This is a genomic window from Neisseria sp. HMSC067G12, from assembly GCF_001812725.1.
In the GTDB taxonomy this organism is placed as follows: Bacteria; Pseudomonadota; Gammaproteobacteria; order Burkholderiales; family Neisseriaceae; genus Neisseria; species Neisseria perflava.
Genome location: NZ_KV810226.1, coordinates 157,581 through 171,761 on the forward strand (window position 1 = coordinate 157,581; position 14,181 = coordinate 171,761).

A 14,181-nucleotide genomic window follows, 5' to 3' on the forward strand; every position below is an offset into this window, starting at 1 on the left:
GTTTTCAGACGGCCTTTAGTTTATTGAGTGTATAAAAAGGCTGAAATCCTAATGATAAAAGGATTTCAGCCTTTTTAGTTTATCTTGTTACATTTGATTTTTACATTAATAAGATTTATCATTAGCAAAGAAAATAACAATACTTAAAACAAACCGCACTTATTGAAAGAAGTAGCGAATAGCCACTCATAACCAACCTTTCAAATGTGCACACATTCGTCATACTTCTCACATTTCTAATAATCTGATTTTTTAAAACAAATGAAAAGAGAGGCTTATGTCTACCATTCCTTTGTCGCGCCTGAAAAAAGGCGCAGTCGTACATATTGATTCCATCGTTTCCAATCCTGTTTTTGGTGATTTGGATACCTTGGTAACCCGTCGCCTTGCAGATTTGGGTTTTTCCAGCGGAATGCCGTTGCAAGTGATTGCAGTGGGTGGTTTTGGGAGAGGCCCGTTTGCGGTACGTTTGGGTAACCAATCTCAATTTTCCCTACGTTTGGAAGAGGCCGGGAAGATTATGTGTCGTATCGTTGAGGCCGTTTAAGGCCGTCTGAAAGAATAAGGAAAAATGATGGAACTAAGCTATTTTGCCTTGATTGGCGCGCCAAACTGCGGCAAAACCGTTTTGTTCAACGGTTTGACCGGCTCACATGCCAAGGTTGCCAATTATCCGGGCGTAACTGTCGATAAGCGCGAGGGCGCCTTCCTCGACGACGAGGCCGTCCGCATTATCGACCTGCCGGGCACATACAGCCTACGCACGACCAGCCCCGACGAAGCGGTGGCGAAAGATGTAATGGTAGGCAAGATGGGCATTCCGCCCGATGCCATTATTGCCGTTGCCGACGCGACCAACCTGCGTATGACCCTGCGCATGATTTTGGAACTGAAAACGCTGGGGCTGCCTATGGTGGTGTCGCTGAATTTGAGCGACGTGGCCCGCAAAAGGGGCTTGAATATCGACGCGGCCAAACTGAGCGAGTTGTTGGATGCACCTGTTTTGGAAACAGTTGCAGTAAGCGCGTCGGGCGTACAGGCTGTACGCGAAGCCGTGGCGAAGCTGCCGCGCAAACGCTCTTTCCCCGCAAACCCCGCCTCTGCCGAACGCACGCTCGATGCGCTGGATAGCGACAAACTTTATCAAGAAGTCGAATCGATTTTGGCACAAGTGGTACGCACCCAGATGACGCTGCCCGCATGGCACAAAAAACTCGACGACATCGTGCTGCACCCCGTCTGGGGCATGATTATGCTGCTGGTCATCCTGTTTATGGTGTTCCAAGCGGTTTACACATGGGCGGCGCCGATTATGGACGCCATCGAAGGCGGCTTTACCGCGCTGGGCGAATGGATAGGCGCCAACATGGAGCCGGGCATCCTCAGCGACTTGCTCGTCAACGGCGTCATTGCCGGTTTGGGCAGCGTGTTGGTGTTCCTGCCTCAGATTACGATTTTGTTCGCCTTCATCCTGCTTTTAGAAGACTCCGGCTACCTGCCGCGCGCAGCGTTCTTGTTGGACAACCTCATGGCAAAAAGCGGTCTGTCAGGACGCTCGTTTATCCCGCTTCTGTCGAGTTTCGCCTGTGCCGTTCCCGCCGTGATGTCGGCGCGTACGATTAATGACCCGCGCGAACGTCTTGTTACCATCGCCGTCGCCCCGTTGCTGACCTGCTCCGCGCGGCTGCCCGTGTACGCGCTGATTATCGCCGCCGTCATTCCTAATCGCACGGTAGGCGGGATTTTCAACCTGCAAGGGCTGACACTGTTTATCCTCTATCTCGCAGGCATCCTGTCTGCCGCCTTGGCAGCGTATATCATGAAACGCTTGGCGCGTATGAAAGGCAACGTGCAACAATTCCCACTTTTGATGGAATTGCCGACTTTCCGTACGCCTAACTTCAAACACATCATGACCAGCCTGTGGGATAGGGTAAAAGCCTTCCTGAAACGCGCGGGTACCATCATTTTTGCGTTGGCCGTGGTTCTGTGGGGCTTGGTAAGCTGGCCGCAACCGCCTGAAGGCGCAACCGGTGCAGCCATCGATTACAGCTTGGCAGGTACGCTTGGTCATGCTATTCAGCCGTTGTTTGCACCTTTGGGCTTTACGTGGGAAATGTGTATTGCCATGATTCCGGGTATTGCCGCGCGCGAAGTGGTCGTTGCCGCATTGGGTACCGTTTATGCCGTCAGCGCATCGTCTGAAGATGCCGTACAAAACGCACTGATTCCCATCATACACAACAACTGGGGCTTGCCGACCGCCTTTGCCTTCTTGGCTTGGTATGTGTATGCTCCGATGTGTGCCGCGACTTTGACCGTGATTAGACGCGAAACCAAATCCACGAAAAATATGCTTATGATTACAGGCTATTTGTTCCTGATGGCTTATTTTGCCGCATTCGTGGTTTACCAAATTTCTTCAAGGATACTATCGTCATGACTCAATATATTATCGTCGGCTTGATTATGCTCGCCTGCGTATTCTTCCTCTTGCGAAAATTCGTGTTCAAACCGAAAAAACGCGACTGCAGCAGTGGCTGCGGCAAATGTGGTGGTTGCGGTTAAATAAAGAGGGTTAGGTAAGTAAAAGGCCATCTGAAACTGTTTCAGACGGCCTTTTTTATTGCTCTATGGCTTTTCAGATGCTAAACTAGTATTTAGAGCTTAGCACCAGGATTTATTGAACGGGAAGTCTGAAATGTCCGGTAATGGTGTAGCGGTAGAGGACATCGTCTTCACGGGTTCCTGAACCGATATTATGGATAATCAGGGGCCTGTCTCCGATTTTTCGATCGGAGACGATACCGATATGGGGACGGTTGCCTTTCAGTTCCCAAGTTACAATATCGCCAGCTTGATAGTTTGTATCTTGAACTGCCCAGCCTTGACGCGTGAAATAAGTCATTAGGTTAGGTACGCGGCGGTGGTCAATATTGGTATCAGGTTGTTTCAAACCCCAGCGTTTCGGATAGACGGAAAAGTTGCGGCTCATGTCTTGATGAACAAGATCTTGCAAATCTATATTTTGGTCGCGCAAGGCACGGATAATGACGTCTGTGCAAACGCCTTTTGATATCGGCACATCTCCCATCGGATAAGTGAGCTTCGTGTAAGCTGGGTCGTAACGAAGGGTTTTGCCGATTTGGTTGCGCGCAGATTGTACGATTTTCGGTGATGGTCCTTTGGGTTCGGTAATTTTTTGTTGTAGGAAATCGGTATTAATACTTAGGATAGAATTGTGATGACGAGCAAAAAATACAACTGTTGTAATCAGAAGGATAGAAAGCGCAATACTGAGAACTATGGGCTTAAAGGCTATTTTGTGTTTCATGATATATGCACGGCTTAGATGTTGTCTGCATTATTATCAGATTTTTGAGTGGGTTGGCAATGCATAATGGAAAAATGGTCTTGAGCAAGTATGTACGGGCAAATAATAGATGAGTGTTATTTGGGTATTACCAAAACATTTTTTGTAAATATAGATTTTAAATTGGCATATGATAAAAGGCCGTCTGAAAACTTTTCAGACGGCCTTAGTTATTGGAGAAGGCTATTTCAATGCTTCTAACAGCTTCCCGTGTATTCCACCGAAACCGCCGTTGCTCATGACCAAAATATGATCGCCTGCTTCGGCATTTTTCACAATTTCGGCAACAAAGGCATCGAAGTCTTTGCCTACGTGCAGTTTGTCACCTAAAGGCGCGAGGGCTTCGGCGACGTCCCAGTCCACGCCACCGGCGTAGCAGAACACTTGGTCGGCATTGTTTAAGCTTGCGGGCAGGGCGGCTTTCATGGTACCGAGTTTCATAGTGTTAGAACGTGGCTCGAGGACGGCGAGGATGCGTGCGTTACCGACGTGCTGGCGCAGACCTTCGATAGTGGTTTCGATGGCGGTCGGGTGGTGGGCAAAGTCATCGTAAACAGTGATGCCGTTTACCGTGCCTTTGATTTCCATACGGCGTTTGACGTTTTTAAATGCACTTAAAGCTTCGCAGGCCGTCTGAATATCGACGCCGGCATGACGTGCAGCGGAGATAACGGCGAGGGCGTTCATACGGTTGTGTTCGCCCATCAGTTCCCACGCGACGTGTCCGACTGTTTCGCCGTGATGACGTACGTCGAACGAGCCGTCGGCATGGACGGTACCAACCTGCCAGCCTTGTTCGGTACCAAATTTTTCTACGGGCGTCCAGCAGCCTTTATCCAGAGTATCTTGCAGGCTTTGCTGTTGGCCGTTGCAGACGATGAGGCCTTCAGACGGCACGGTGCGTACCAAATGATGGAATTGGGTTTGAATGGCGCCCAAATCGGCAAAAATGTCGGCGTGGTCGAATTCAAGATTGTTCAAAATGGCGGTACGCGGACGGTAGTGTACGAATTTGGAGCGTTTGTCAAAAAAGGCAGTATCGTATTCGTCGGCTTCGATAACGAAGAATGGGGATTTTGAGTTAGGGTCTTGGCGCGGGGGTTGTGGCAGACGGGCGGAAACGCTGAAGTTTTCCGGTACGCCACCAATCAGGAAGCCCGGAGCGAGACCGGCATATTCCAAGACCCAGGCGAGCATGGAGGCGGTAGTCGTTTTGCCGTGTGTGCCGGCTACACCGAGTACCCAATGATGGTGTAATACGTTTTCAGCAAGCCATTGCGGGCCGGAAATGTAAGGCAGGCCTTTATTCAAAATGGCTTCAATCACATCCATGCCGCGTTTGGCAACATTACCGATAACGTAAATATCGGCTTTAAATTCGTCCAATTGAGCGGCATCAAAACCTTCATGTACGTCTATGCCCAAGGCTTCAAGCTGGGTGCTCATCGGCGGATACATCTTTGCGTCGCAACCGCTGACTTTAAAACCTGCTTCTTTGGCAATAGCCGCTACGCCGCCCATAAATGTGCCGCCGATACCGATAATGTGGATGTGTTTCATGATAAGACTGTCTTTGGATAAATTAATTTTAAAGCCGTCATTATAACGGAGTTTGGATAAAGAAAGGGGTCGTCTGAAAAGTTAGGCAACAACAAGAATAGGAAAAAATGCGAAGAATTGATTTTAAAAGGAGGGCGTTGAGGTTTTGCAAGTATGGGATTGGGGTTAGCCCTGCTTTGGAAAGAGTTATTTGATACGGTAAAGTCGTTCACGAAGGTCAGGTGAAGCATTGCCTCGAACTCCTCCATGCTTGATAGCGTGAAGTTTTCGATAATAGGTTTACTTGGATAGACTTTAGAGAATGGGGGGGGATTCAATTAATGCCGTTTGAAAAATAAGTCCTGAGCAAACCACGCTACGACTTATTTTCAGACGGCATTTGTATTCTGTATTTTGCGATTTCTATTAAAGCGCTGCTTCCGAGCGTTCACCGGTACGGATACGGATAGCTTCTTCAACCGGATAAATAAAGATTTTACCGTCACCGATTTTGCCAGAATGCGCGGTTTCCAAGATGGCATCAACAGCTTGATCGACTTTATCGTCAGCCAATACCAATTCGATTTTCACTTTAGGAAGAAAATCGACTGCGTATTCCGCGCCGCGATAAATTTCCGTATGGCCTTTTTGGCGGCCGAAACCTTTGACTTCGCTGACAGTCATGCCGGTAATGCCGATTTCAGTCAGGATTTCGCGTACATCGTCGAGTTTGAAAGGTTTGATAATGGCTTCGATTTTTTTCATATTGAGTCTCCTTATTTGCGAAAAGGCCGTCTGAAACATTCAGACGGCCTTTGTTCCATCAAGTTCGTTCAAATTTTATTTGAGTGAACTTATTTCTTTTTCTGAGCAGGCAGGTCGGTACATACGCCCAATGCCACTTCCGCAGCCATACCGATGGATTCGCCCAGGGTTGGGTGTGGGTGGATGGTTTTACCGATATCGGCTGCATCACAGCCCATTTCAATCGCCAAGCAGACTTCGCCGATCATATCGCCACCGTTAGGACCAACGATACCGCCGCCGATGATGCGGCCGGTTTCAGCATCAAAAATCAGCTTGGTGAAACCATTGTCGCAACCGTTGGCAATCGCACGGCCGGAAGCAGCCCATGGGAAGTTGGCTTTGGTGATTTTGCGGCCGGAGGCTTTGGCAGACAACTCGGTTTCGCCAACCCATGCCACCTCAGGAGAAGTGTAGGCAACGCCCGGAATAACGCGCGCGTCGAAGTAGGCTTTGTGGCCGGCACAGTTTTCAGCGGCAACGTGGCCTTCGTGAACGGCTTTGTGTGCCAACATCGGTTGACCGACGATATCGCCGATAGCGTAGATGTGCGGCACATTGGTGCGCATTTGTTTGTCCACTTCGATAAAGCCGCGGTCGGTTACGGCAACACCTGCTTTTTCAGCGCTGATCAGTTTGCCGTTAGGTGCACGACCGGCAGCCACCAATACGGCATCGTAACGTTGTGGCTCTTTAGGCGCATTTGCACCTTCAAAAGTAACGTAAACGCCGTCTTCTTTAGGCTCAACAGCAACAGTTTTGGTGTTGATCATGATGTTGTCAAAACGGTATTCGTTTTGTTTTTGCCATACTTTAACCAAGTCGCGGTCTGCGCCTTGCATCAGGCCGTCCATCATTTCAACAACATCCAGGCGAGACCCCAAAGTGCTGTAAACCGTACCCATTTCGAGACCGATAATACCACCGCCGATGATCAACAGTTTGCCTGGTACTTCTTTCAGAGCCAGTGCACCGCTGGAATCGATGATGCGTGGATCTTCAGGAATGAAAGGCAGTTTGGTTACGCGGCTACCTGCTGCAATGATACAGTTTTTGAAGGCAACGATTTTTTTCTCGCCGGTAGGAGTCGCTTGCTCGTACACGTCGCCGGTAGTCAGCGACACTTCCAAGTGGTGCGGATCTAAGAATTGGCCGTCGCCTTGGATAACGTCTACTTTACGGCCTTTGGCCATGCCTGCCAAACCGGTAGTCAAACGGGAAACCACGCCGTCTTTGTAAGCACGCAGCATGTCGATATCGAGTTCAGGCTCTGGGTATTTGATACCGTTGGCAGCCAAGTGACGCACTTCATCGATAACGGCAGCATTGTGCAACAGGGCTTTGGAAGGGATACAGCCAACGTTCAAGCAAACGCCGCCCAAAGTTTTGTAACGCTCGACGATGGCAACTTTCAAGCCTTCGTCAGCAGCGGCAAATGCAGCAGAATAACCGCCAGGGCCGCCACCCAATACAACTACGTCGTATTCGGCATCGGCAGAACCGCCGAATTGAGCAGCTTGAGGAGCAGGAGCGGCTGCTTTAGGTGCTTCTTGCGCAGGAGCAGCTGGTGCTTCGGCTTTAGGAGCGGCAGCCGCACCTTCGGCTTCAACGACTGCAATCAAGCCGCCTTCGGAGATTTTATCGCCGACTTTAACTTTAACTTCTTTAACGACACCTGCAACTTCGGCAGGTACGTCCATAGTGGCTTTATCGGTTTCCAAAGTAATCAGGGTATCGTCCACAGCAATGGTGTCGCCTACATTTACTTCAACCGCAATAATATCTACGTTTTCGTGACCGCCAATGTCGGGCACTTTTAATTCAACTAAGCTCATGTCTAATCTTTCTGAATGATGTTCGGACTTCTTTTTTCAGACGGCCTGAGTAAAAAGGCCGTCTGAAAATGCTCGGATTACAGAGTAATGCGGCGGAAGTCTTTCAACAGGTTAGCCAGGAATACGGTAAAGCGCATACCGGCGGCACCGTCGATGACGCGGTGGTCGAAGGACAGGCTCAATGGGCACATCAGGCGAGGAGCGAATTCTTTGCCGTTCCAAACCGGTTTAATTTGGGATTTGCACACGCCCAAGATGGCAACTTCAGGAGCATTCACGATTGGCGTGAAGCCTGTACCGCCGATACCGCCCAAGCTGGAAATGGTAAAGCATGCGCCTTGCATTTCTTGTGGTTTGAGCTTGCCTTCGCGGGCTTTTTTAGACAATTCGGTCAGCTCTTGGCTGATTTGTTTCAAGCCTTTTTGATCCACGTCTTTGATTACTGGAACAACCAAGCCGTTTGGCGTGTCTGCTGCGAAACCGATGTTGAAGTAGTTTTTCAGCACCAAGTTGTCGCCATCCAAAGAGGCGTTGAATTCAGGGAAGGCTTTCAGTGCAGCAACAGAGGCTTTAATGATGAAGGCCAATGGAGACAGTTTCACGCCTTCGCGTTCCCATTCTTTGTTCAGCTGTTTGCGGAATTCTTCCAATTCGGTCATATCCGCTTCCTCGTGTACGGTAACGTGAGGAATCACAACCCAGTTGCGAGACAGGTTTTGACCAGAGATTTTCTTAATGCGAGACAGTTCTTTAACTTCGACGCTGCCGAATTTAGAGAAGTCAACTTTAGGCCATGGCAACAAGTCCAGACCACCGCCCAAAGAGGCAGCGGCAGGTTTGCCTGCACCGCTTTGCATAACGGATTTAACGAAGGCTTTAACGTCTTCGCCCATGATACGGCCTTTCAGACCGGTACCTTTAACTTGACCCAAATCTACACCCAATTCGCGCGCCAGTTTACGTGCGGAAGGACCTGCATGGGCTTTGGCAAAAGCAGCTTCGTCAATTTTGGCAGCTGCAGGTGCAGCTGGAGCAGGCGTAGCGGCTGGTGCGGGAGCAGCAGGAGCCGGAGCAGCGGCTGGTGCAGGTGCGGCAGCTTGAGCGGCAGGAGCAGGAGCAGCTGCGGCGGAACCGGCGGTTTCTACTTCGATAATGGCAGAACCTTCAGATACTTTGTCGCCAACTTTTACAAATACGGCTTTAACAACACCGGCTTCTGTACATGGTACGTCCATAGTGGCTTTGTCGGTTTCCAGAGTAATCAGAGTGTCGTCAACGGCAACAGTGTCGCCAACTTTAATTTCAACGGCAATAATGTCTACATCTGTATGACCGCCAATATCCGGGACAACAACTTTTACAGTTGCCCCGCAAGCAGGGGCTGCGGCAGGAGCGGCAGCGGGAGCTGCAGGAGCCGGGGCTGCATCGGCAGCGGCGGCATCGGTTTCAACGGTCAGAATAACGCCGCCTTCAGAGATTTTATCGCCAACTTTAACTTTAACTTCTTTCACGACACCGGCTGCATCGGCAGGTACGTCCATAGTGGCTTTGTCGGTTTCTAAAGTAATCAGGGTGTCGTCAACGGCAATGGTGTCGCCTGCTTTAACTTCTACAGCGATGATGTCGACGTTTTCATGACCGCCGATATCAGGGACTTTGATTTCTACGATACTCATTTGAGTTCCTTTAATATTTTCAGTTTGATGCCGTCTGAAAACTGTTTCACACGGCATCGGTACAGTTTGTCTGTTCAAACCATTCAAACATTTGGTTTTCAGACGGCCTAATGTTAACAGGCCGTCTGAAACATCAATTAGCGTTTCCAGCTAGGAGCTGCATCGGCTTTAATACCATATTTTTCAATGGCTTGTTGAACGGTTTCTTTGCTGACTTTGCCCTGTTCGGCCAGAGCGCTCAATGCAGCAACGGCAACGTTGTAGCGGTCAACTTCGAAGAAGCTGCGCAGGTTGGCACGGCTGTCGGAACGACCGAAGCCATCGGTACCCAAGACGTGGTAGTCGTTAGGGATGTAGGCACGGATACGGTCAGCATAGCTGCGGATGTAGTCGGTAGCGGCAATAACCGGACCGTCATGACCTTGCAGTTGAGAAGTAACAAACGGTACTTTTGCAGTTTCCAATGGGTTCAGACGATTGAAGCGTTCCACTTCGATGGCATCGCGGTGCAGCTGGTTGAATGATGGGCAAGACCAGATGTCTGCTTCTACGCCGAAGTCGGCTTTCAACAATTCGGCACCGGCAATGACTTCTTGCAGGATGGTACCGGAACCCATCAATTGGACTTTTTTATCGCCTTTGCCGCCGGCTTTCAGCAAGTACATACCTTTCAGGATGTCTTGTTCTACGCCTTCAGGCATGTCCGGATGGGTATAGTTTTCATTCATCAGGGTGATGTAGTAGAACACGTCTTCGTGGTTAACATACATACGGCGCAAGCCATCGTGTACGATAACGGCTACTTCATATTGGAATGTCGGATCGTAAGTTACACAGTTTGGAATCAAATCTGCTTGAATGTGGCTGTGGCCGTCTTCATGTTGCAAACCTTCGCCATTCAGTGTTGTACGGCCGGCTGTACCACCCAGCAGGAAACCGCGTGCATGCATATCGCCTGCTGCCCATGCCAAGTCGCCGACGCGTTGGAAACCGAACATAGAGTAGTAGATGTAGAAAGGAATCATGGCAAAGTCGTTGTTTGCGTAGCTGGTCGCAGCAGCAATCCAGTCAGCCATAGCACCTGGTTCGTTAATACCTTCTTGCAAGATTTGACCGTCAACAGATTCTTTATAGAACATCAGTTGGTCTTTATCTTGAGGAGTGTATTGTTGGCCTTTAGGGTTCCAAATACCGTATTGACGGAACATACCTTCCATACCGAACGTACGGCTTTCATCTGGAACGATAGGCACCACGCGTTTGCCGATTTTTTTGTCTTTCAACAAAGTAGACAGGATGCGGACGAAAGCCATGGTGGTTGAGAATTCACGGTCACCGCTGGATTTCAGTTGAGTCTCAAATGCTGACAGTTCAGGCACTTCCAGAACTTCTTGGGTAGGTTTGCGTTGAGGCAGGTAGCCACCCAAAGCTTCACGGCGTGCATGCAGGTATTTGTATTCTTCGCTGTCGGGAGCAAAAGTCAGGTAAGGCAGGTTGCCACTGTCGATTTGCTCGTCGGTAACAGGAATGTCAAAGCGATCACGGAATTGTTTCAGAGAAGCTTTGTCCATTTTCTTGGCTTGGTGAGCAACGTTTTGACCTTCGCCGGATGCACCCATGCCGTAACCTTTAATGGTTTTAGCCAAAATGACAGTAGGTTTGCCGTCGGCGTGGTTCACTGCGCGGTCGTAAGCGTTGTACACTTTTTGAGGGTCGTGACCACCGCGGTTCAATGCCCAAATTTGTTCATCAGTCATATCGGCGACCAATGCTTTCAGTTCAGGCGTATTGAAGAAGTGTTCGCGAACGTATGCACCGTCTTTGGATTTGTAAGTTTGGTAGTCACCGTCCAGGCACTCTTCCATACGTTTGCGCAGGATGCCATCTTTGTCTTTTGCCAAGAGGCGGTCCCAACGACGACCCCAGATGACTTTCACAACATTCCAGCCGGCGCCGGCAAAGTTGCCTTCCAGCTCTTGAATGATTTTGCCGTTACCGCGTACTGGACCGTCCAAACGTTGCAGGTTACAGTTGATGACGAATACCAGGTTATCCAAGCCTTCGCGTGAAGCCAGAGCAATAGCACCTTGGCTTTCAGGTTCATCCATTTCGCCGTCGCCACAGAATACCCATACTTTACGGCCTTTGGTTTTAGCTAGGCCGCGAGATTCCAAGTATTTCAGGAAACGGGCTTGGTAAATCGCCATCAATGGGCCAAGACCCATAGATACGGTTGGGAATTGCCAGAAGTCAGGCAACAGGTGAGGGTGAGGATAGGAAGGCAGACCATGACCGGCAACTTCTTGACGGAAGTTGTTCAATTGGTCTTCAGTCAGACGGCCTTCAACGAAAGCGCGTGCGTAGATACCAGGGGCAACGTGGCCTTGGAAGAATACCAAATCGCCTTCTTCGCCTTCACCTTTAGCTTTCCAGAAGTGGTTGAAGCCGACTTCGTACATAGTGGCGGCTGATTGGAAAGATGCAATGTGTCCACCCAATTCCAAATCTTTTTTACCTGCGCGCAAAACGATAGCGGCAGCGTTCCAACGAACGAATGCACGGATACGGTGTTCGATGTTTTGGTCGCCAGGGATGCCTTTTTCGTCTTCAACGGAAACGGTGTTCAAGTATGGAGTAGTGGTGCCATGGGGCATACGGATGCCTTTGTCACGGCTGTATTTGACCAAACTTTCCAGCAGATACTGGGCGCGTTCGCTGCCTTCATATTCTAAAACAGAGCTTAACGCGTCTAACCATTCTTTGGTTTCAATTGGGTCAACATCGTGTAATTGGGTGGACATAATATCTATCCTTGTGTTGAGTGTTTTTCAATGACGGAGTATTACTCCGATATTTTCGTTTGTGAACATATATGAGTTAAAAACGAAAATTCCTAGAGTCAAATTCGAAAAAGTCTTAATTACTGAAATGTTTTCAATACGTTATAACCGTTGATGAAAAATCAGAAAGAATAGAACTTTTTGCGAACCGGCCAACCTGCAAATGCTATCAGTAATTGGGCAAACTGGCAAATCATGCTGTAGATATTGATAGGATGTAAAGGTTAAAATAAGATTTTTTAAAAGAGTTATGGAGCTTGTTTTTAAATCGGGATATTGAGTGGATACAGTAAAAAAGCATCAGATATTTGAGTAAATGGATTCGAATACGAAAAATATTTTTCAAATTTCGTTTTAAATTGAAAGTTTATATTGGATTTAGGGTTTGAAAGAGAAAATTTAGATTATCTGATTCTTTACAAAGAGAATAGGCCGTCTGAAGACTTTAAAGAGATTAAGAGGAAATGGGATTTGAAGATGATAATTATTTAGGAAGAGTAAATGAAAAAATGACATGTACAGGCTTTTAGTTTAGCTCTGAACATGTCATTTATGTAGGAAGTTAGAATTTCAGACGGCCTTTAAACTGCAGAGGATTTTTGGGCAAATTGCTTCCATTGAGCTAAAAGCTCTTTGAGAACATCTTGCTGCTCATGTCCATGTTGGATGGCTTCTTGCAGCCAAAAACATGCGTTATTGATGTCTTTCTCTACACCTAGGCCGTGGTAATAGAGACAGGCAAGATTATATTGGGCCATTGTATCCCTTTGTTTGGCTGCAGCTTCAAACCATTTTGCAGCTTGGGCATAGTCGACAGGTACACCTTGTCCACTGTAATACATCATGCCAAGATTGGTTTGGGATTTGCTGTGTCCATGTTCTGCGGATTGATGGTATAGATCCAGTGCTTCAGCGTAATTTTGTTGACGTTTTAAGCCATAGTGCGCTGCAAATGCCAGTTTGTATAGGCGCTCGGCCTCTTGACGTTGGAGGGCGATTTCTTTGGTTAACTCATAGTTTTGCTGGTTATTCAACGCACTGTCAGATAGAAGTTTTTGGTAAGCGACAAGATTGCCTAAGTCGGCTGCGCGTTGATAATACTGACGGGCGGTGTTTGCATCAACTGCTCGTCCCAATCCGTAGCGATGGATATCTCCCAAAAGGCGCAAGCCTTCCGGATCATTTTGGTCCGCAGCAGACTTGGCGTGTTGATAGGCTTTTTGAGGGTTTCGCTCGGTGTTTTTTCCCAAAAGATAGATTTCGGCAAGTGCTACATGCGCATTGCTGTCACCTTGTGCGGCAGCTTTTTCAAACCATTCCAATGCTTCAGCAGGATTTGATGCGACTAAGAGTTCTGCAAGAGAAGTTTGCGCCGGAACAATGTCGTAATTGGCGGCAATGCGTAAATGTTCGATTGCTTTTTCAGGATTTTGTGCGACACCTTGACCCAATTTATATTGAAGACCAAGTTGCCAGTGTGCTGCAATAAACCCCTGTGCGGCAGATTGCTGGTAGAGTTTATGGGAGTATTCTAAATCAGGGGTGCTTGAGTATTGGTAGTGTTGGGCTAAGAAATATTGCGCCTGAGGGTTTTGTTGCTCGGCAGCTTTCAATGCCCATTTGACTGCTTCTTGGTCATTGCCGCTATCCGCATATAAACGCATCAGGCGCAGCTGGGCCGGGACCAAGTCTTCTTTGGCAAGTTCTTGATAGGCTGAAATAAGCGTTTCTACTTCTGCGCCGTTATTTTCTTGTAATTGGAGAAGATTGTAGCGGGCATAGGGATGACCGGCTCTTGCCGCTTGTTTTAAATATTCAACTGCAATTGCTAAATCTTGTTCGTTTTCTTGGTTTTCGAACAGGCATCCTGCCAGCTGAAATGCAGCCTCAACATGCCCGGCTTCTGCTGCTTCGCAGAGCAATGGGATGGCTCGTGCAAAGTCAGGTGGGTCTTGAGTGATTAATTTTTCTGCTAGCAGAAAAGATTCTTCATATTGTTGAGCATTCATCGGTTTGCTTTTATATTTTGTGAAGGATTAGGAATAAAATAATCGGCCGACAGGGTGCGGTCGTTATGATTTTGTAATTTTGAGGTTATTTACAAAAACAGGCAA

The 14,181-nt window shown here is 48.3% G+C and carries 10 protein-coding genes; 3 read left to right on the plus strand and 7 right to left on the minus strand.

Features of this window, described 5'->3' with window-relative positions:
• Positions 1-277 precede the first annotated feature (277 nt).
• The 3 genes from HMPREF2871_RS10740 to HMPREF2871_RS11630 are packed head-to-tail and all read left to right on the plus strand — an operon-like array spanning position 278 to position 2,568.
• Positions 278-547 carry a FeoA family protein gene (locus HMPREF2871_RS10740; RefSeq protein WP_049344802.1) on the plus strand — a complete coding sequence of 90 codons (270 nt, stop codon included), beginning with the start codon at positions 278-280 and terminating at the stop codon, positions 545-547.
• A gap of 27 nt (positions 548-574) precedes the next feature.
• Positions 575-2,443: a ferrous iron transporter B gene (locus HMPREF2871_RS10745; protein WP_049344803.1), complete on the plus strand. Its 1,869-nt coding sequence runs from the start codon at positions 575-577 to the stop codon at positions 2,441-2,443.
• Positions 2,440-2,568: a FeoB-associated Cys-rich membrane protein gene (locus HMPREF2871_RS11630; RefSeq protein ID WP_003683546.1), complete on the plus strand. Its 129-nt coding sequence runs from the start codon at positions 2,440-2,442 to the stop codon at positions 2,566-2,568. Before HMPREF2871_RS10745 ends, HMPREF2871_RS11630 begins: the two co-directional genes overlap by 4 nt.
• Before the next feature lie 112 nt (positions 2,569-2,680).
• On the opposite strand, the gene HMPREF2871_RS10750 is transcribed toward HMPREF2871_RS11630, so the two are convergent.
• The 7 genes from HMPREF2871_RS10750 to HMPREF2871_RS10780 form a co-directional block, all read right to left on the minus strand.
• Positions 2,681-3,334 carry a DUF1287 domain-containing protein gene (locus tag HMPREF2871_RS10750; RefSeq protein ID WP_049333815.1) on the minus strand — a complete coding sequence of 218 codons (654 nt, stop codon included), beginning with the start codon at positions 3,332-3,334 and terminating at the stop codon, positions 2,681-2,683.
• Between the two features lie 222 nt (positions 3,335-3,556).
• Positions 3,557-4,933, minus strand: a complete 1,377-nt coding sequence (gene mpl / locus HMPREF2871_RS10755; protein ID WP_049344804.1) for a UDP-N-acetylmuramate:L-alanyl-gamma-D-glutamyl-meso-diaminopimelate ligase — start codon at positions 4,931-4,933, stop codon at positions 3,557-3,559.
• A gap of 405 nt (positions 4,934-5,338) precedes the next feature.
• The gene (locus HMPREF2871_RS10760) at positions 5,339-5,677 is read right to left on the minus strand and encodes a P-II family nitrogen regulator (RefSeq protein ID WP_003683576.1); all 339 of its coding nucleotides are present in this window, start codon (positions 5,675-5,677) and stop codon (positions 5,339-5,341) included.
• 89 nt (positions 5,678-5,766) lie between these two features.
• Positions 5,767-7,551: a dihydrolipoyl dehydrogenase gene (lpdA, locus tag HMPREF2871_RS10765; protein ID WP_049344805.1), complete on the minus strand. Its 1,785-nt coding sequence runs from the start codon at positions 7,549-7,551 to the stop codon at positions 5,767-5,769.
• A 77-nt stretch (positions 7,552-7,628) separates the two neighbouring features.
• Positions 7,629-9,227 (minus strand): dihydrolipoyllysine-residue acetyltransferase, encoded by a 1,599-nt coding sequence (gene aceF, locus HMPREF2871_RS10770; RefSeq protein WP_049344806.1) that lies wholly within the window; start codon positions 9,225-9,227, stop codon positions 7,629-7,631.
• A 137-nt stretch (positions 9,228-9,364) separates the two neighbouring features.
• Entirely contained in the window at positions 9,365-12,028 is a 2,664-nt protein-coding gene (gene aceE, locus HMPREF2871_RS10775; RefSeq protein WP_004520617.1) for a pyruvate dehydrogenase (acetyl-transferring), homodimeric type, read from the minus strand.
• A gap of 620 nt (positions 12,029-12,648) precedes the next feature.
• On the minus strand, positions 12,649-14,076 hold the full coding sequence (locus tag HMPREF2871_RS10780) for a tetratricopeptide repeat protein (protein ID WP_004520615.1): 1,428 nt from the start codon (positions 14,074-14,076) through the stop codon (positions 12,649-12,651).
• Positions 14,077-14,181: the final 105 nt, after the last annotated feature.

Coding starts and splice junctions, on each gene's coding strand:
- HMPREF2871_RS10750 (WP_049333815.1), bottom strand. CDS start 3,334: ATGAAACACAAAATAGCCTTTAAGCCCATAGTTCTCAGTATTGCGCTT.
- HMPREF2871_RS11630 (WP_003683546.1), top strand. CDS start 2,440: ATGACTCAATATATTATCGTCGGCTTGATTATGCTCGCCTGCGTATTC.
- HMPREF2871_RS10760 (WP_003683576.1), bottom strand. CDS start 5,677: ATGAAAAAAATCGAAGCCATTATCAAACCTTTCAAACTCGACGATGTA.
- aceF (WP_049344806.1), bottom strand. CDS start 9,227: ATGAGTATCGTAGAAATCAAAGTCCCTGATATCGGCGGTCATGAAAAC.
- aceE (WP_004520617.1), bottom strand. CDS start 12,028: ATGTCCACCCAATTACACGATGTTGACCCAATTGAAACCAAAGAATGG.
- HMPREF2871_RS10745 (WP_049344803.1), top strand. CDS start 575: ATGGAACTAAGCTATTTTGCCTTGATTGGCGCGCCAAACTGCGGCAAA.
- HMPREF2871_RS10740 (WP_049344802.1), top strand. CDS start 278: ATGTCTACCATTCCTTTGTCGCGCCTGAAAAAAGGCGCAGTCGTACAT.
- lpdA (WP_049344805.1), bottom strand. CDS start 7,551: ATGAGCTTAGTTGAATTAAAAGTGCCCGACATTGGCGGTCACGAAAAC.
- HMPREF2871_RS10780 (WP_004520615.1), bottom strand. CDS start 14,076: ATGAATGCTCAACAATATGAAGAATCTTTTCTGCTAGCAGAAAAATTA.
- mpl (WP_049344804.1), bottom strand. CDS start 4,933: ATGAAACACATCCACATTATCGGTATCGGCGGCACATTTATGGGCGGC.